The following is a 19,758-nucleotide window of genomic DNA, read 5'->3' as shown; positions in this document are numbered from 1 at the left end:
GAGCTTCCAACTCCTTAAAAACAAGGACGGTCTTATTCGTCTTTGGGATTTCCCGCTTCATTCGCCGATGCCTCCAGAGGTTGCCCTCTATTGGTCTTACTCCGCGTCCACAGGCAGCCGTCCGCCTTCCGCAGACATTAATCGTCATTTGTCATTTGTCATTTGTCATTTGTCCCCATTTTCCCCATCTCCTCCAGCTTCCTCATCTTCCTCATCTCTCCTTAATCCGTATCCGCCACTGACTTTTTAGGAATTGGCGGCAATTTTTTCAGGATATGGTGATGGTGATTCAGTCGATGTTTAGACTTAGTTAACTCCTCATCAATGGATTTTGGATTAAGCTCACGGGATTTATCCACTACCTGAACCGCCGCCGTTGTAATTTCAGCACTGGCGGATTCTACAACTTGTGCCACCTCAATTTGCTGTTCCAATTGTTCCGTAGAAGAAACAAGTTCACTAAGCCCATTGACTAACTCTTTGAGATTTTGACGGAACGCCGGATCACCCGTTAAATCTTCCAAATCCGATGTAATCTTTTGCGTATTTTCAAAAGTCACCCGTGCTGAATCTAATAGCTGTTGCAAGACAATAGCAGTGCTGGGACTGTCCAGGGAATTGGATAGATCGCGTAAGTCAGCAGATACCTCAGCCGCATTAGCGGAAAGAGTCGCTAAATTTTCGGAGGCGGTTTCGACGTTGGCGATGATGGTGCTGACATCCGCTTGGTCAACTTGTGCATTGACTAAATCAATCGTCGTGTTGACATTTTCTAGCGTTGGTCTCAAGTCACTTAACAGAACGCGCAACTGTTCGCTGGTTTGACCCACATTGGTTAACGTTCCGGCTAAAACTGCTCGATTTCTGGTGACTAAATCATTGGTTGAGGCAATTAATCGATTGAGTTGAACGGCTGTCTGACTAAATTGACCCGCTGTATCGCCAATGCGTTGAGTTGTCTGGGTAGCCGCTGTGGTAATCGCATCAGACGCCTGAGAAAATCCGCCGACTTCTTGACGCACGGAACGTGATAATAAAGATAATTCACCTGCAAGTTGAGCGATACCACTGGCGGCGAGGGAGGCATTTTGGGCGAGAGTGTTGATGTTATTAAAAAATTGCGGATCGGTATAGATGGTGGTTAAGCGCTCAGTATTGCGGAGAAGTTCAATAAAGCTAACCCCAATCTCACCCTGAATCTGCTCACCACTACAAATAATCACATCCGAATTGCATTCAGAACTTAGAGGTTCCATCGACTGAATATCAGTGGACAATTCCCGGAGTGGAGTAATATCTACCGAGGTTTCACCAATTAAACCCGATTGATTGGCTTCAATGGCAACATCTTCTGGGATCACTAAGTCTTCTGATGCAATTTCGATAGTGACATCAACGCCGTTGGTTGTGGCTTCAATATCAGTAATGTTGCCCACATCAACCCCGCGATAGCGCACGGTGGCTCCTTCTTTCATCCCAGCGACGTTAGGAAAGTTGACGACAAAGCTGTAACTGCGATCGCCAAACTTCAAACCTCGAATCCAAACCACCAAGCCAGCAAGCACGGCGAGTCCAACTAGAATTAATAAGCCAACGGAGCCTTCTCGAATGGTTCGCGATCGCATGGTTTCTCCTCACTGTACCCTTAAGTGGTGAATTGACGGACATTTGCCTGGATAGACGACAATGACAAAAGACCGATCAAGCCCTTGCCTTTATCCTAACCAACCACCTGAATTGGTCCGCTGGTACTAGCACTGAAAAATTGTCGCACCAGAGGATTATCGGTTGTATCAATCTCGCCGATAGAACCTTGCCACTGTACCTTGCCTTTGTAGAGAAACACAACTCGGTCAGCGGTACGGCGAATTGTACTATCTTGGTGAGTGACCATTACATAAGTCTTACATCCGCCTTCAACACATTGAAGTTGACGGACTAAATCCTCAATTACAGTAGAGGCGATCGGGTCAAGTCCCGCCGTGGGTTCGTCATAGAGTAAAATTTCCGGGTTGTCTTGGGGATTATCCGGGTTCGTCATAATCGCCCGGGCAAAACTCACTCGCCGACGCATCCCGCCGGAGAGTTCCGCCGGATACTGATCAGCAATTCCGGGTAACCCCACCATCTCTAGCTTTTCATCTACTAATTCCCGAATGCGATCGTCAGACAATTTAGAATGCTGGTAAAGAAAAAATCCCACATTTTCACGGATACTGAGAGAGTCAAACAGAGCAGACTGCTGGAATACCATACCGATGCCAATTGGGTCTTTGGCATCTTCAATTAAACCCGAACGCTTTTGTCCTTGCACATAGATTTCACCCCCATCCAGGGGCATTAAACCCGCCATCATGCGTAGAATCGTAGACTTACCCGTCCCAGAGGGTCCAATGATACCTAAGGCTTCGCCCTGATAAATCGTCAGATCAACATTATCCAGGATGACGTTACCCCCAAAGGACTTGGAGACTCCCTTTAGTTCAATCAGTGGTTCTTTCATTTGGTTAAGGGGAGCTGGAGAAGGGGTTAGGGGACGAGGGCAAAGCCGTCCCCGGAGTGGGGGAATACACCCCCAAAGACACCTTAACGAGAAGCACTCGCTGCCATGGCGGCATCCGCTTCTGATTCTACCTCCACCCCAAATACACGACAGAAGGTTTTTTGCACCTTATAGCCTGAGTCAATCGACTCCAAGGGGTCTTTCCGCAAGCGGTGGCGTAAGCATAACGTAATCACCCGGCGAATATCATCCACGGTGACTTCTGTGCGCCCTTCAAAAGCAGCTAAGGCTTTAGCAGCCCGGTTGGTGACAATATCCCCTCGCAATCCATCGACATCCAATTCTGAGCAAACCTCAGAAATATTCACCCGCATGTCGTAGTCCATTTCCACTTGGGGGAGTTGCGCCTGGGCTGTGACAATTTGCTGCTGCAACGTCTCTTGGGCTGCTTGGTGTTCTTTGATGTAATCCAAGGGATTTTTGTCAAACGCGGCGCGTTCCTCCACAATTTTGACCCGCAGCGCTGGCTCTTTGACGGTGCGGATTTCCGCGTGCATGCCGAAACGATCCAGGAGTTGCGGACGCAGTTCTCCTTCTTCCGGGTTGCCAGAACCCACCAACACAAAACGAGCCGGATGGCGAATGGAAATGCCTTCTCGTTCGACGGTATTCCAACCACTAGCAGCGGAGTCGAGTAGCACATCAACGAGGTGATCGTCAAGTAGATTCACTTCATCGACATAGAGAATACCGCGATTGGCTTTAGCTAACAGTCCGGGTTCAAAGGCTTTCACCCCTTCGGCTAATGCCTTTTCAATATCAATCGTGCCGCACACTCGGTCTTCGGTTGCGCCCAAGGGCAGATCAACCATCGGAACTTTTTTCTTGACTGTTGAATCAGATTGTACTCCTCCATTACTATTCATCCAGTCGGGTTCGTTGGGATCACTATTGAAGGGATCGTCGGCAACCACCTCAATTTCCGGCAACAAGTCAGCCAACGCCCGAATGGTGGTGGACTTACCCGTACCGCGATCGCCCATAATCATTACTCCACCAATTTTGGGGTCAATGACATTCAGCAGGAGAGCCAGCTTCATTTCTTCTTGACCTACGATGGCGGTAAACGGAAAAACGACGCGACGAGCAGTCTTAGGGGCTTGGGCAGTCAGACTCACTTTGATTACCTGATAACCGATAAATCACGCCTTTTATTGTGCCACACCGATGGAACCTTCTGGGAGCAGGGGGAGAAGGAGGAGCAGGGGAAGCTGGGGGAGCTGGGAGACAAAATTTCTATAACCCATTACCCTATTGCATAAGACACACCGAGCGTGTTACCGAGCGAAGTCGAGGTAAGTCGAGGTGTTACCTATTGCCTATTGCCTATTGCCTATTGCCTATTGCCTATTGCCTGACCAATGACAAATGACGAATGACGACAACTGACAAAATCTGCTCCTATTCATCCTATTCAAATTAAAGATGCGGTTAACAATGAATAGACCTGACCATCAATCAAAAGGCGGGTAATGCCTTTGGCTTGTAAATAAGAACAGGTTTTCTGCAACATTTTCCCATCAGGCACTTTAATCACACGCTGGGAACGGTTGGAAAAGCGTCGTGCCACCCGATGATTATCAAAAACTGGCAAAGTTTGTTGCTGGACTTCCTCAGCCGGAATACCTCCCAAGTCACTAAATTCTCGCAGAGGTCGTGCAATTAACTCGGATGCTCGGTCTATCACTAAATAGCAGGGTTTCGGAAAAGAAGCTTCCGACAGGGGTAAAACCTGAATATTTGCCCCCCTGGGAACATGAGTCGTCGTCAGAGGTTCTGGAGTAGCAATATCGTCCTCATCCTCGTCTTCGTCCCAATCCTCCTCAAAATCCTCATCTAAATCCTCATCCAAATCCTCATCTAAATCCTCGTCTAAATCCATTAAATCTTCATCTAATAAATCCTTTAGGTGGCTGGTTTCTGCCTGATCCATTTCTTCAAGCAGATCTTCTGAGTCTTCTGTATCCCTTTGAGTTTCTGTTCGATTAAACTCCAGAGGCAACTCACCTTGTTTTGCCTGGGATTCTGCATCAGATTGATCAGTTACAGAAGAACGTTTGCGCCGCCGACGTTGATTGGGATACTCAAATCCTGATTCTTCCTCTTCTGATTCTTCCTCTTCTGATTTTTCCTCTTGCGATTGTATCGAGGGTTGGGGAGAGGGAGAAACCGACAACGATTTAGGTTCAATCCGCTCCACTAACTTGGGTTTTGGCTTCGTCGCTGATGTCCCTGACCCTGGCGTGCGATTAGCTCGCTTTTGCTGGATGAGGGCTTCATAGTCCGACTCCAACAACGTGCTTTTGAGCAGGCGGCTAATCGTTGAATTACTGACACCATAACGATCAGCCAGGGTTGAGGTTGTCTCTTCTGGCTGTCGATACAAGTTCAAAATATTTTTTTTATCGGTTTCAGTTAATTTTCTTGGACTCATAGCTAATTTTTAAGTTCGCCGACGTGAACCGCGACGAGAACGACTGGATACGTCATATTCCAGGGCAGCGCCTATGGCAAAAAGTAAGGCACTAAATATAAAGAAGACATCTAGGAGACCCCCACTTTCATAGTCCTGACCACGAGCCTGAGCCAGAGTGCCATAAGCTTTAAACCCCATATCCGCAATGTATAGGGAAAATGTTGCTGCGGCAATCATGCGCCATGATTGGGCAAAGCGCCCCCCCCAAAATGCTAACAAAAGTGTTGAGGCAATGATGAGTAGGAAGACATCAAAAACGATGTATATAAAATTCAACGTTTTGGATAAAGGACTCAGGGCTTGATCCAGGGAAATAACCCAACCGGGCAAATTACCAGTTTCAGGAACCTCAGCTTCAGTTGTTGCAGCAGCTTCAGGTGGGCTAACTGCCACCTGTAGTGAAAGAGAAGCCACAAATCGGGGGGATACTGTCGCTGTTGCTGACTCAGTTGTTGGCAAGACAGAATTGTCAGCCTCTGACTCTACGGCTACAGGAGGAGCTAATAAAACCCAAACGGCTAAAGCAATCCCCAAAGCAGCGATTAATCCCACCGTTACCCACTGCTTCCACTCTAAATTTAAGCGCCTCGGCAGAACGGCTAAAATCATGCCCCAACCAATACAGATATAAGAAATCACGTAAAAGAAATCGGCAGGGGATACATCAGGGTCAAGACCAAAGTATAGCTCCCATACGCCAAATATCAAGTTGGCGATAAAGTAAAAAAGCATACCTAAACCAATTCCCAGCCAGACATTGCGTCCACTGGCAATCTGAGGGCTACGCCAATTTCTATAGCAGAGTAATGCAGCTCCTAAGAAGGGTAAACACTCCAGAATGTATGTGCTAAAGGAGTACCAAAAGGGATACTCTTCTCCCGGTGGTTTGACGCTAAACAGTAGAAAAAACAGCATAGACACTACTGCCCACCCAATTCCTAGATAGACGATATTCTGACCTGTGAGTAGGGATTGAGTTCCAGATGACTTATCTACAGAGCTGCTCATAATGCTTTCTTTATTTTGAACTCTCTAACAATGGCAATTACGTAAGCAATACTTATTTATAAACTTAGCGGCTGATGTCCTAAAATTCCATCTTGGCAATCATCCATGATACATTTATTTACCCTTGACGTTCTATTATTGCCACAACTTTCCTAGGGGAGAAGATTTGAGCCACTCCATAAACTGACTTTGCTCATTGGCTGGCATATCCTGCAAGATATCGCCCACTCCTTCGGCAAAATTCGCATTGCCAAAGTATTCCTTCCCCAAGCGATAGAGTTCCTGCAATAGGGTAATCAGATGGTGTTCTTCCCACGGTGGAACTTGTAGGGTGTTGAGCGGATCGACAGTCAGTAAGTGATTCACGGCTTCCGGCGAATCGGCTTGGGGAAAATGCCACTGTTGAAAGACGTCCGTGATATCCTTCTGAAACAATCCCGCTTGCCTATTTCCAAGTAAATCTTCAACATCCAGGTAAACTGTTTGCAGCAGTAGGAGACAGGCTTGGGTATAGGGAGCAATTTTGGTATCCGGACCGCCTTCTGTACCTAATTGCTCTAGACGAATTTTTCCCCACACACTAAAGCGGTCAGGTTCTTCTAGTAAAACACAAGCTTTTCCCTGATTATCTGTCAAATCTCGCCAGAAGGAGCGGGCTTCTTCTTCCTGATGAGCGCGAAATACGCTAATTAGGCGAAAGGTTTGCCCTTGATAACTGAGAATCGGGATTTGCTGCTCTCGCTTCGGGTGCTGAATGCTAGAAATTTCAACATCCTGCCTTTTCAGAATAAACATAACACTGGCAAATGACTCCTGACCGGGCTAGGGTGATGCTACAGGACGAGCTGTAATCTAGTTAACCATCTTTCTTGTCTGTCTTGTCTGGTCTTGTCTGGGACTTGGGCGAGTGACACAGAAGCACATCCAGTTTGTGAGCCAATCTCCTAAACTGACAACTCATCTGTTTGTCGCGGCTGGATACCTCATCCGTGCCCCAAGGTATGAGTGGGATAGTTGACACAAGTTTTGATCCATTATCTATGTTGGTCTATAGTAGTTTACCTTGACCTTAAGCTGCTTGAGTCTTTAGTTTTCTCAAATATTGAGACAAACACCTCGCACACGCAAAAACCAATGTCGGCTACAATGTTACAATCATCAACGATATCCTATATTTCTGCTACCCTGAACTACAATGAATATTGCCAGTTAGGGGTTTAATTTTTGTATTATAAATCTATGCCCTCGTAGCTCAGGTGGATAGAGCAAGGGATTTCTAATCCTTTGGCCGTGGGTTCGAGTCCTACCGAGGGCGCTCTACAATTGGGAAAAAGGTGATGGGACACAGGTGGATGTTAGCGTTAGCGAAACCCAGCCGGACGCCGTCCGGGAGTTGGGTGTTAATCCAAACCGCTCCCACTCAAAGCTTCCCCATCTTCATTACTCTAGATGCTGTTGACCAATAACCAATGACGAATGACACCTTAATTTTGTACAGCAAACCGGGTTGCCACCTGTGCGAAGGGTTACAAGAAAAGCTGGAACAAGTTCAACAGTTAGATTTTCAGCTAGAGGTACGGGACATTACCCAGCGGGACGATTGGTTCGAGGCGTATCAATATCAAGTGCCAGTGCTTTGTTATCACAAAGATGGAAAAGAAACACCGCTTCCTCGCCCTTCACCCCGTTTGAGTGTGCCGCAGTTAGAGAAAATGTTACAGAAATATTTGTAAGCCGGAAAGAACAGCAGCCGACTGGGTATACGAACGGAAAGGACATCAGTTGATCCCAAGAGGGAACAGGGAACAGTACAGAATGTCCTAACCTGTCTTGATACTGCTGTTGCTTGGTAGGATTACACAGACGCGATCGCGTTTTTACACTCAAATCACTTCTTTAGTCGAAATACGCGAAAATTTACTCACCTCAATTCCAGTTTTGAAATCGCCTTTATAGCAGTGCTAATCTGAAGTTCTCCGTTGCCGCTATCCCTCTCGTCGTGAGGAGTTAATTGAGATGAAGCTACATGACCTACTCAGGGCAATTCCTAACGTGGTGGAAATGCCGAATCATCCTGCACTTGACGCCCAAATCACGGGAATCTGTACCAATTCCCACGCCTGTCAACCGGGAAATTTGTTTATTGGCATGCCCGGAACCCGTGTTGATGGTGGAGAATTTTGGCAAAGTGCGATCGCCTCGGGTGCTGTCGCGGCGTTAATTTCTCCCCAAGCGGCACAAAAACACCCACCTCAGCCGCAACCTGATGCTGAACCGCCCTGCATTATCTGTGCCATTGACATGACAGTAGCCTGCGCCCAAGCAGCGGCGGCGTTCTATGACTACCCCACCCGCCAGCTTCAGTTAGTTGGCGTTACGGGTACGAATGGCAAAACCACGACAACCCATCTGATTGAATTTCTGCTCAAGGAAGCCCAACGTCCCACTGCCCTGTTTGGTACCCTTTATGCCCGATGGCAAGGATTTTCCCAAACGGCGGTTCACACCACACCGTTTCCCGTAGAACTGCAACAGCAGTTACATTCAGCGGTAGCAGCAGGCTGTGAGTTAGGAGTGATGGAAGTCAGTTCCCATGCCTTAGCACAAGGTCGGGTGTTAGGCTGTGAGTTTGATGTCGCTGTATTTACCAATCTCACCCAAGACCATTTGGATTTCCACCGCGACATGGAGGATTATTTTGCGGCAAAGGCATTATTGTTTAATGCCGATTATCTCCACGGCAAAGCGATTATCAATGCTGATGATCCCTACGGTAAGCGCTTAATCGAACAAGTTGGACGCGATCGCACCTGGAGTTACAGTGTTCAAGATCCCTCGGCAGATTTGTATACGAGTGACTTGACCTATACACTGATTGGTGTTAAAGGAACGCTGCATACGCCAATGGGTGAAGTGACGTTCAATTCTCCCCTGGTGGGTCAGTACAATTTGTCCAATGTCTTGGCGGCTATTGGTGCAGTGTTAAATTTAGGGTTAGATTTAAAAACAGTAGTCACCGCCTTAAACCAATTTCCGGGAGTACCAGGGCGGATGGAACGGGTGCAACTTCAACCGGATCAGGATATTAGCGTAATTGTCGATTATGCCCATACACCAGATAGTTTAGAGAACCTGCTCAAAGCCTCCCGACCGTTTATTCAGGGGAGAATGATTTGCGTATTTGGATGTGGAGGCGATCGCGATCGCACTAAGCGTCCGAAGATGGGAAAAATTGGTGCAGAATTAGCCGACGTCGCCGTAGTGACCTCCGATAATCCTCGTACCGAAGACCCAGAACGGATTATTCAAGATATCTTAGCAGGAATTCCAGAGACTGTAGAGCCAATCGTAATTAGCGATCGCGCCACAGCGATTCGTACTGCTATCTTAGACGCCAAACCGGGTGATGGGGTGTTAATTGCCGGAAAAGGTCACGAAGATTATCAAATCTTAGGAACCGAAAAAATTCACTTCGATGACCGTGAACAAGCGCGAGAAGCTCTAGTTCAGCGTAGCGAAAATACTTGATCGTCATTGGTCATTGGTCATTGGTCATTGGTCATTGGTCATTGGTCATTTGTCATTACGTGAAGTCGGGGCGGGCGTAGGGTGCGTTAGCGTTCGCGAAGCGTTCCCGAAGGGTAGCGTAACGCACCATTTCAAACGATAGTAGTAAAACCCGCCCCTACGAAATCCTTACAGGTGTAGGTTTTTGATTTTAGGGTTGGGACAAGACAAGGAAGACAAGGAAGGAAAGAAGACAAGGAGGAAAAACCGTACAGAATTGGGTTCGGTCAAGCTAACTGTAAAAAGCCGAAACGTCCAACTGATAACTGATAACTGATAACTGACAACTGATAACTCCTCCAGCAACCTAATGAACCCACCACCGACACCGGATTTGTCCCTTTACCAGCTAGCGCTGGATAATTTGACAACATCCCAGTCCTTCTCAATCAGTCCAGTGGGACTCAAAACCTTGGTTGGAGCCATGGTTGATGTCCTGATTGAAGAACAAATTCCCGCCACAATCTGGGTGAAGTCCCCATCTGTTGCAGGTTGGCGGGAGGAACTGTTGCGATATCAACAACAGAGGAATATTCCGCAAACGCTCTATTGGTGTAACTGTGTTGGTGAAGTTGCTAATGCGATCGCGTCCCAGGATGACCCAGACGTTAACCCGGATGCTCAACTCTTTCCGATTCAGCTAGCCGCCGGAAGCCAGCTTAAACGGGAGTCATTTCTATTAGTTCTGTCTGAGCAATTGACCAGTTTGATTGTGGCATATCAGCTACCTGAGGGGGAAAGTCCTCATCAGTCTCAATCATGGCTAGCTATTTGTACGTTTGAACGACGAGTGATCTATCGGGTGTTGCAGGGACTTAGAGGAAGTATTGCGATCGCGGATAGTACGCCCGATGAGCTACTTGCGGGAGGGGATAACCGATTTTCCTTGGTTCAAGCAACAGATGAGAAGACGTTAATCACCCAGGTGTTAGTTAAACAATTACAACGAACGGCGGAAATTCTCCAGTCAGGAACAATGGCTGAACCTGGACAGGATAGCGCCATTAGCCAATTAACCCATCACCTCAGCCATAAAGACGAACTCTTGCGGCGAGTGGCGCAGGAACTGAAAACTCCGTTAACGAATATGAAAACAGCGCTGAGTCTTTTGGAATCGCCGCAACTCAAACCCGCCCAGCGTCAACGTTACCTACAGCTTCTCAATAGTGAATGCGATCGGCAAAATTCATTAATTGTGGGATTGTTGGATTTAGTTGAAGCCGATGAACCCCAAGCGGGAGTCAAATCTGTCGTGGAATTGGCAGAAATTATTCCTGGTGTGGTGAGTACCTATCAACCGTTGGCTCAAGAGAAAGGAATTCAAGTCGGTTATACGATCCCGGCTGATCTACCGAGAGTTTCCTGTTTAGAAACCTGGTTACGGCAAATTGCTATTAATTTACTGCACAATAGTCTCAAATTTACTCCTGCTGGAGGTCAGGTGAGGGTACTGGGAAGTCTTCAGGGGGAATATGTTCAGTTGGCATTTACGGATACAGGAAACGGAATTGCAGCCAGTGAAATTCCCAAGATTTTTGATAGTTTTTATCGAGGACGCCCCATTCCTGGGGAAGAAATGGGAGCAGGTTTGGGATTGACCATTGTGCAGCAATTATTATTGCGTTGTGGAGGTTCGATTTCGGTAACCAGTCAAGTCGGGAAAGGATCGACGTTTAAAGTATTATTGCCTGTTGTTGGTGATGATCAATGAGACAGGTGTCAGGGCGGATTGTACCCCTATCGTTTCTTACCACCCAGATTTTACTAAGTAGGGGCTGCTGAATAAGTGTTGTGGTGAGGGGGAGCTGGGGAAGCTGGGGGAGCAAGGGTACATTTTCCCTGAGCAAGGTGATGCCATACTTATGAAGGATGCTACCCCATTTTCTTGCACTTTATCCACTGTCAATATGGCTCAAAGCATTGCTTGATATGGGTTTCGGCTTTTTGAAGCAAGCTCTAAGTGGGTTGGTGGAAATAAACTCAACCTTATGAAGGTATGTTAACAAGCCTCAAACCCTTACATAAACGAATGACGTAGCTTGCTTCTCAAGGGAGCGAGTATGACGAATGACGTAGCTTGCTTCTCGCGAAAGCGAGTTCCCCACCGTTAACTTTAATTGTCCCCACCTACTTAAACCCGCTCTTACCGACTGTATGATACAGGAGAAATGACCAATTTTTATAACCAATTTCCCACTAAGATATAAGGTGACCAGAAAAAAGGATGGTGGAAATCTGGATGGTCAAGAAAGTGGCGTTGAGCATAACGCAGGGCTTCGGCTTTGCTACTATTCGTTTCAATTAATTTCTGATAGAATTCTTTCATAAATTCGGCGGTAGCTCGATCACTTACAGACCATAACGTTGCTAATGTACTGCGTGCGCCAGCTTGAATGGCAACACCAGCGAGTCCCAGAGTGGCGCGATCATCACCTGCAGCGGTTTGACAAGCGCTAAGGACAAACAGTTCAATCCCGCTTTGACCCGCTTGGGTACGGCGGCGCAGCAGTTCGCCTAATTCGTGGACATTCAGGGGGCGATCATAGGCGAGGATAAAGGTGTCTTCGGCGTTGGAACTGAATTGACCATGAGTGGCGAGGTGAACGATGGGAAACTCGGTACGAGTTAACTGATCTTTTAAACGGGTGCTGGTAAAGTCTTGATCTAAGAGGATTTCACTGGGTAAAGTGGCTTGGATTTGGTTAAGTTCCAGAGTGACGTTTTCTAGGGGCGGGAAGTTGGGGCGGGCTTCGGTGAGTCCAGCGGTGAGGGCTTTTAGCTGGGTTTCGGGTAAGGGTTTGGGGTCGAGGAGTTGTAAACCGGGATTGAGGCTAATACTATAGTTTTCAATCAGATAATGCTGACCGTCGTGGAGAATTGTCATGGGCAGGTTTCGCAGTACGCCATCGGGGATAAAGACGAGGGTTTGGACATGGCTAGCCGCGATCGCCGATTCAGCCGGACGGATAAGCCAGTCGTAGAGTTGTTGGGCGAGGGGTAATAGGGTGTCGGTGCTGAAAATACCGCGACGCAAGGGATCTTGGTAGAGGGCTTGTTGCAGGCGATCGCTAATTTCGGTGAGTTTGGCTGCGGAGACGGGGGTACTGTAATGCTGGAGGGGAGAACCGGGTAAGCTGAGGATGACATCTAAGCGGTTGTTGAGGATGATTGGGTAAATAACGGCGGCGGTTTGGTCTACTTGGTCAACGTTGAGGGTGGGGGCGTCTAAGCAGGCTTGTTGAAAGAAGTTATTTAGTTCTGCGACTTGTAGGGCTTCAATCAGTTGACGGGCTTGTTTTAGGTGGTTGGGGATTGGGGATTGGGGATTGGAGGAATGTAGAGACGTGCCATTATTTTTCTGTAGGGGCGGGTTTAGGGATTTGCCTTTCGCGATGGATGATAACGTTGGTACGAAACCCGCCCTGAGTGTCTGTGTCTGTTCCTGATCATCCTGTAGGGGCGGGTTTAGGAACTTTCTGTTGGATATAGATGATAACATTGGTTCAAAACCCGCCCTGAGTGTCTGTGTCTGTTCCTGATCGTCCTGAGTCAGAAGTAAGGCGACGAATTGGCGATAGAGGGGTTCGATACTATCGCGAAATGAAAATTGCAGGTCTGGGTTGACAGCAGCGATGTCTCGGCGTAAGGATTGGAGGGCAGAAACGGCTTCGGTGTAAGCTGCGATCGCATCATTCCTGTTTCCCTGAACTTTGTGCAGGCGTGCTAATTGCCATTGCCAACGGTAGATTAGTTCTGGAGCGTTAATTTTTTGGGCAAGGGTGAGGGCTTGTTGGGTTAGGTCTTGGGAATTATACCACTGTTTGGACGTTTCGTAAAGAGTTCCTAGATAACCTAGAGCGTAGGATTCGGCTTGGAGGTCATTGAGTTCCTTTGCTTGTTGAACGGTAGTGGCGAGGGATTGGGCGATTTCGGATAATTGGGGCGCGGCGTTCGGGGAAATCTGGCGCAGGCGGTTGAGGGTTTGGGCGAGGTTAATTTGGGCATAAATCGTGGTGTGGCTGAGGGGGAGATGCGGGAGTTGGGATTGGAGTTGTGTCCAGAGGGTGCGGGCTTGGCTGAGTTGTTGAGTGGTGACGAGGAGACTGAATTGATTGACTTGGGCTTGGAATCGGGAGGAGGCGGAAGGGGCGGTGGTGGCGGCTTCTTGGTAATAGGTTAGGGCTTGGCGAATCTGTTGTTGAGACCGGGCATTGTTGCCTAAGCTGATCAGGGTCGATGTGATTTCCGTGGGGGATTGTAGGCGTCGGGCGATGGCTAAACTTTGGCTTAAGGTTTGGCTGGCGGAGTCGGTTTGACCGAGGAGGTGGAGGAGGTCAGCGATTGACCGTAAGCCAGCGGCTTTGGTTAGGGAGTCGGGTTGATTGTCTAGGGTTTGCCGGACTTGTTCTAAGGTGTTATAGGCGCGGCGGTAGTATCCCTGGACGCGGAGGGTGTGGGCTTGATTAATCACGCTACCGATGAAGTTAGGGGTATCGTTGAGGTGGTGATAGAGGTTGGCGGCTTGTTCCCAGGTGATCAGGGCTTGGTTGTAGTTTCCTTGGGCGAGTTGCAGGTTGGCTTGGGTGTTGAGTATGGGGGCGAGGACTTGTAAGCAATCAGGAGAGGGGCTGGGGGAGAGGTCATTCCCACAGTTTGCCTTTTGGAGAATCTGGAGACTGGTGGCGATAGCTTGGTTGGCTTCAGTCCATTGTCCGATTTTTTGATAGGCTAAGGCGAGGTTACTTAGGATTAGGGCTTGGTTGAAGGTATCGCCTTGGCTGGCAAATGTGTCAGCGGCTTGTTGCCAGAGGGTGATGGCTTGGGTATATTCTCCAATGTGATAGGAGTCTCTACCCTGTTGCACGAGTTGAGGGGTGTTATGGGAGGATTGGCTGAGGAGTGGGGATGAAACGGGAGGTGTGTCAATGGGGACAGAATTGATGAGACGCTGGGGTGGGATTGAGGCGGCGGTGGGCGAAAGGGTTAGGGATAAAAATAGAATGAGTAGGGTGGTGGTGAGTCCTAAACTGAGGTATTTGAGAACTCGCCACGAACACCAAGGGTAAGCTGTTCGGCTTTTAAAGTTTAATTTCAATAATGGGGTAATTTTTGGAGTGCGAGCATCTTGCTCGCTACTCCTATTTAATTTAAATGCATAACAGCTTATCAGTATTGGTATAATTTGCCGCAGATTTGGTAATATAGACCGTTTTTTCACCATGGTATTCAGTTGGAATGGTTGGGATAGGGATTTAATCTAAATTGATTGGGTTGGGTAAGGTTTTCTGGATGCACGTTGGCAAAGGACGCACGTTAGTCATCCGCATCAACTTAAGCGCCAAAAGTGCGATAGGGGGAGCTTTTCACCCTCATCCCCTAACCCCTTCTCCCATCAAGGGAGAAGGGGAAACATCACATGAGAACGCTTGTGTCATCACATCTGGAATACCGCTTCCTTCTTCCTTCTTCCTTCTTGCTCCCCTCTCCCCTGGTGGGAGAGGGGCTGGGGGTGAGGGGGTTTTTTAAGTTGACACGGAGGCACGTCGGTGCGCCCCTACGGTTACTTTTGAATAGCGCAAGATGTGAATCTCTACTATTCATCTGTTGCGACACAATGGACAGGATTTTGCAAGTTTCCCTGATAATTGGTGGGCGGGACTTCCGCAACTAGAATAATTTGTCCATCGGGTGTCTTTATCCAGCCTTGGGCTTCGATAATTTGCTTAGGTGGTTGAGTATTAGATACAGAGAGATTCTCCATCGTCTCGGCGTCTGGGTGTGCTGATGTTCCGGGATGACTCACCAGTGTGCCTAAATCTTCAACAACGGTATCGGGCGGGAGGACTTCATCGGGGCTAAGGGGTAAGCCGCCGCGTCCGGTAATTATAAATTCACTGTCCTGCGTGGCAAAACACAGATTTTGTGAAACTAATCTAGTCACGTCAACAAAATCTGTTGGTAGTTCCACGAGTCCTCCTACTGGGTCAATTCCTTGCAAGTTCAGCGTGGGAATTCGACTTAGTTGAGTAGAGGTTTGAGAGATGGCGCTAATGTCGTTAGAGAGGAGTTGGCTGGGATCAAATTGGCTGAGGTCATCGGTTTTAAGTAAAGCTTGTATTTCTTCACGGCTACGGATGGCGAAATTGTATAAGCCTTGAGTAGTGATGGTGATGTTACCTCCCTGTCCGGAAAAGGCATTGGCGGTGATATCACTATTTTCATTGGGAATAGCAGCGATAACACCAGCATTAATCGTGATATTACCGCCATCTCCACCAGCTTGAGCAGTGCCTGCGGTGCTGGAAATCTGACTACCATCACGTAACAATAAAATGTCTTCAATGTATAGGGTCAGGTTACCGCCGTTGCCAGATGTTGTCCTTGATGTAATCAAGCCATTTTGGAGTTGCACCGAACCTGCCTCAATTTCTACAGTTCCAGCAGCTCCTAAACCGCTGCTATTAACACTAATACCTGACCCATCTTCGATAATTAATAAGGGAGTGGCTACTATAACATTTCCTGCATTTCCTGATCCTAAACTCGAAGCAGACAAGCCATCAAAAAATTGATCACTAGAGACAGTCGCCACAATTACATCTCCTGATTTTTCCTCGACAGTCAAAATTTCAAACACTTGTACATCGGTTTGTGTGTCCATCAGTTGTATAACTTCGGAGACTGTCACTCTCAAATTTCCCCCTTGTCCAGAATCTAAAGTATCAGTAGTGATCTGCCCTTGATTAATTCGCAACGCCTGAGTGCTAATCATTAAGTTACCACCTTGTCCTGTCCCCAAAGTTCTAGCCGTCACTATTGCATTGTTTTTTAGTAGTAATAAGGGAGCGATTATTGTTAAATGACCACCTCGGGAGGACGTATCCGTTCCACTATAAATGCCACTGTTAAAACGATTATCAGTTGAAATACCGCTTACTTCTACAAGCTCGGAGGCTCTAATGATCAAATTACCTCCTTCCCCCCCTTTTGTATATCCCAAAAAGAGTAACCCACTTTGAGTTGCTATCTGCGCCCCACCTTGGACAATTAACCGTTCAGTGTCAATTGTCATGCCACCTGCTGCTCCAGTACCTCCGATAGTGTTAGCAAATATTCCTGTAGGAACCAGTGCCTCAGTTGGACTTTCTAATACTTCTACAGATTCGGAGGCATTAATAGCTATTTCTCCCCCCGCTCCCTTACCAAAGGTAACGGCGGCAACGACTGCTCCATCCCGAACAATCAATTGTCGAGTGTTAATGGTGATATTTCCGGCTGCTCCAGTTGCATCCTTTACAGTTGAAGTAACCAAACCAGAACCAATCAATTCCACAGATTCCCAAGCGCGAACGCTAAGATTTTCCCCACTACCCTGACCAAATGTCGGACTAAATATAATCGCTCCATCTCGAAGCTTTAGCTGCTTAGTGTTAATCTCAATAGTTCCCCCTAAACCCTCACCCACTGCACCAGTAAACAAGCCAGTACCAGGATTAAAGGGACGAAGTTGTCCAGATAAACTACCTGCTATAAACGTTTGTTCAAAGCTTTCAAATCCAGTTCCTATCAGTTCAATCGACTCAGAAGCATCCACTGTTATCCCCTTGCCAGCTTCTGAACCCAAAGTAGTCGCGAGTATCTGGGAACCCTCTTTGAGCATTATGCGCCTACCCCAAACTTGAATTTCACCACCTCCCTCACCACTGGTATTGACAATGGCTTCATTAGTCAGTGAAATATCTGCTCGTGCTAAATCATCGGGAACATTTAAACTGAGATGATTACCATCCACATTCAGCGCAACTCTACCAGGAGCAGCTAAACCGATTAATTCAACTCGACCCCCTAAAGCATTTAATCCGCCTCCGTTGATGGCAATGTCTCCACCAAGCAATAATAAGCTATGACCATCGGCAACTCGTAAGCCCTTGAGCGGTTCTGCCAAAAGGTTAACACCTGCGGGTGAAATTGAGTGGTTTTCGATATCCCCAGAAGTCGTTTGATTGAAGAAAAATGCATCCGGGCTAACAGTGAGTAAAGGTGGAGCATCGGGTTCAGTTGCACTAAAAATGCCTTGATTGCCAAAACCAATTGCATTAGCTGTGGACGCGACAAAGGAACCGCCAATATTCAATCGAGCATTCTTCCCAAAAACAATTCCATTGGGATTAATTAAAAACAGATTCGCCGTGCCATTTGCGCGAATCAAGCCATCAATATCCGAAATATTAGTCCCCGTCACCCGCCCCAAAATATTCTCAATATCCAACCCATTATTAAAAAATGCCTCTCCCCCCGTCTGTACCGAAAACTCTTCAAAACTATGGAACAGATTCACTCCCTGCACTGTTCCCCCTTCAATCAGGCAAACCGGACACCCTGTCACCTGGGAATTGACCGGAAGTGTATTATCCGGCACAATTTGAGCGGAAACTGGACTCAAACTCGTCAAAATAGTAACCGATAGACTGCTCAGAATTGAAGTGTAACCCGTTATCTTTCGCATCGTTCAAATTATATTGGCATATACCTAATATGAACTTTTTATGACATCCGTCACTCATCTGTTGCGACACAATGAGTTGGATTTTGCCAGTTCTCCTGATAATTGGTGGGCGGGACTTCCGCAACTAGAATAATTTGTCCATCGGCTGTCTTTATCCAGCCTTGGGCTTCGATAATTTGCTTAGGTGGTTGAGGATTAGACAGGGAGAGATTCTCCATCGTTTCCGCCTCTGGGTGTGCTGATGTTCCTGGATGACTCACCAAGGTGCCTAAATCTTCCACGACGGTATCGGGGGGAAGGACTTCATCGGGGCTAAGGGGTAAGCCGCCGCGTCCCGTGACAATAAAGGAGTTGACGCCATTCTCGGTTACGACGGCACAGCTTCGGTTAATTTGTCCAGTGGGGTCAACGAAGGTGCTGGGAAGTTCGATAAGTCCGCGATTGGGGTCAAGGGGGGCGTTGAGTTCTACTTCTCCCGGTGCGCCAAATTGGGAACTTGCATCAATATCGTTGGTGCGATTGCCATCAATGGCTGGGCGTTCTTGGATACCAAAGATACCTTCACCCGTGATAGTGATGCGTCCGCCGTCGCCCCGTTCAGCACTGGCGATGATATCACTCCCGTTTACACCTTCTGGAGGTTGGGCAATGAGGAAAGTGGTATTAATGTCAATATTACCGCCATTGGCATCACCGGAGGCTTTGGCAGAGATGCGGCTTTCATTGGTCATGAGTAGGGTGTTTAAGTCTGAAAGACGGATATTTGCACCGCCTTCAATACCACTGAAGCCCGTTTCGGCGGTGAGTTGACCTTGGTCGAGAATTAGGGAATCCGCCTGGATGGTTAGGTTTCCGGCTTGTCCAAAGGGACTGCTGACGGTTACGGCTGCGCCATCTCGGACAGACATTTGACGAGTGTTCACGGTTAAGTCACCAGCTATACCCCCCTCACCTGTGGCTGCAACGGATAAACCACCTACTCCGGTTAAGTCTACAGATTCAGTCGCATTGACGTTTAAGCTTCCGGCTTTACCGCTTTGAGTCGAGGCTGATATTTCACTGCCGTTGGTAAGCTCTAAGTTCTCTAAGCCTTGTAAACTAATATCTTGGCTAACACCAGAAATGTTGGAAGCTGAGAGTTGCGATCGCGCATTCAAGTTTAACTGTTCGGTATTTATCGTCACCCCCCCAGCTTTCCCACCTTCACCAGTAGCCGCAACGGATAGATTACTATTGCTTACAGATACCGACTCAACCGGATTTTCACCTGCATTAATACTGAGACTTCCGGCTGTTCCTGTCTGTGTCGAGGCTGATATTTCACTGCCGTTGGTAAGCTCTAAGTTCTCTAAGCCTTGTAAAATAATGTCTTGGCTCTCACCAGAAATGTTGGAGGCTGATAGCTGCGATCGCGCATTCAAGCTTAACTGTTCGGTATTTATCGTCACTCCCCCAGCCTTACCGCCTTCACCAGTGGCTTCCACCGATAGGCGACTATTGTTGACAGATACCGAATCAACGGGATTTTCACCTGCATTAATGCTGAGACTTCCGGCTGTTCCGGTTTGGGTGGATGCTGATATTTCACTGCCGTTAGTTAACTGTACGTTCTCTAAACCTTGTAAAATAATATCTTGG

The 19,758-nt window shown here is 47.6% G+C and carries 11 protein-coding genes, 1 tRNA gene and 1 pseudogene; 4 read left to right on the top strand and 9 right to left on the bottom strand.

Annotation, left to right across the window (positions count from 1 at the left end):
- Positions 1–221: 221 nt before the first annotated feature.
- From RID53_RS32330 to RID53_RS32305, 6 genes are all read right to left on the bottom strand, one after another.
- Positions 222–1,625, bottom strand: coding sequence for an MlaD family protein (locus tag RID53_RS32330; protein ID WP_446391997.1), 1,404 nt, complete (start codon positions 1,623–1,625; stop codon positions 222–224).
- A gap of 95 nt (positions 1,626–1,720) precedes the next feature.
- Positions 1,721–2,503 (bottom strand): ABC transporter ATP-binding protein, encoded by a 783-nt coding sequence (locus tag RID53_RS32325; protein WP_446391996.1) that lies wholly within the window; start codon positions 2,501–2,503, stop codon positions 1,721–1,723.
- An 83-nt stretch (positions 2,504–2,586) separates the two neighbouring features.
- The gene (bchI, locus tag RID53_RS32320; RefSeq protein WP_446391995.1) at positions 2,587–3,681 is read right to left on the bottom strand and encodes a magnesium chelatase ATPase subunit I; all 1,095 of its coding nucleotides are present in this window, start codon (positions 3,679–3,681) and stop codon (positions 2,587–2,589) included.
- 296 nt (positions 3,682–3,977) lie between these two features.
- A complete protein-coding gene (locus tag RID53_RS32315; protein ID WP_446391994.1) occupies positions 3,978–4,997 on the bottom strand; it encodes a hypothetical protein in 1,020 nt (339 codons plus the stop codon).
- Positions 4,998–5,006: 9 nt separating this feature from the next.
- Positions 5,007–6,047, bottom strand: a complete 1,041-nt coding sequence (locus tag RID53_RS32310; protein ID WP_446391993.1) for a hypothetical protein — start codon at positions 6,045–6,047, stop codon at positions 5,007–5,009.
- 135 nt (positions 6,048–6,182) lie between these two features.
- The gene (locus RID53_RS32305) at positions 6,183–6,842 is read right to left on the bottom strand and encodes an Npun_F0813 family protein (RefSeq protein WP_006099605.1); all 660 of its coding nucleotides are present in this window, start codon (positions 6,840–6,842) and stop codon (positions 6,183–6,185) included.
- A 446-nt stretch (positions 6,843–7,288) separates the two neighbouring features.
- Here RID53_RS32305 and RID53_RS32300 point away from each other — a divergent pair.
- The 4 genes from RID53_RS32300 to RID53_RS32285 all read left to right on the top strand — a co-directional run bounded on the left by RID53_RS32300 (position 7,289) and on the right by RID53_RS32285 (position 11,325).
- Positions 7,289–7,362 (top strand) — tRNA-Arg (locus RID53_RS32300).
- A gap of 154 nt (positions 7,363–7,516) precedes the next feature.
- The gene (locus RID53_RS32295; RefSeq protein WP_446391992.1) at positions 7,517–7,780 is read left to right on the top strand and encodes a glutaredoxin family protein; all 264 of its coding nucleotides are present in this window, start codon (positions 7,517–7,519) and stop codon (positions 7,778–7,780) included.
- 283 nt (positions 7,781–8,063) lie between these two features.
- Positions 8,064–9,575, top strand: coding sequence for a UDP-N-acetylmuramoyl-L-alanyl-D-glutamate--2,6-diaminopimelate ligase (locus RID53_RS32290; RefSeq protein ID WP_446391991.1), 1,512 nt, complete (start codon positions 8,064–8,066; stop codon positions 9,573–9,575).
- A 349-nt stretch (positions 9,576–9,924) separates the two neighbouring features.
- A complete protein-coding gene (locus RID53_RS32285) occupies positions 9,925–11,325 on the top strand; it encodes a DICT sensory domain-containing protein (protein WP_446391990.1) in 1,401 nt (466 codons plus the stop codon).
- Between the two features lie 468 nt (positions 11,326–11,793).
- On the opposite strand, the gene RID53_RS32280 is transcribed toward RID53_RS32285, so the two are convergent.
- From RID53_RS32280 to RID53_RS32270, 3 genes and pseudogenes are all read right to left on the bottom strand, one after another.
- Positions 11,794–14,709, bottom strand: coding sequence for a CHAT domain-containing protein (locus RID53_RS32280; RefSeq protein WP_446391989.1), 2,916 nt, complete (start codon positions 14,707–14,709; stop codon positions 11,794–11,796).
- A 498-nt stretch (positions 14,710–15,207) separates the two neighbouring features.
- A complete protein-coding gene (locus RID53_RS32275) occupies positions 15,208–18,120 on the bottom strand; it encodes a two-partner secretion domain-containing protein (RefSeq protein WP_446391988.1) in 2,913 nt (970 codons plus the stop codon).
- A 50-nt stretch (positions 18,121–18,170) separates the two neighbouring features.
- Positions 18,171–19,758 (bottom strand): annotated as a pseudogene (locus RID53_RS32270) (filamentous hemagglutinin N-terminal domain-containing protein); the annotation flags it as partial.

The organism is Coleofasciculus sp. B1-GNL1-01 (genome assembly GCF_040220235.1).
GTDB lineage: Bacteria > Cyanobacteriota > Cyanobacteriia > Cyanobacteriales > Coleofasciculaceae > Coleofasciculus.
The sequence above is the reverse complement of the archived record's forward strand: the minus strand, read 5'-3'. Positions and strand labels throughout refer to the sequence as shown.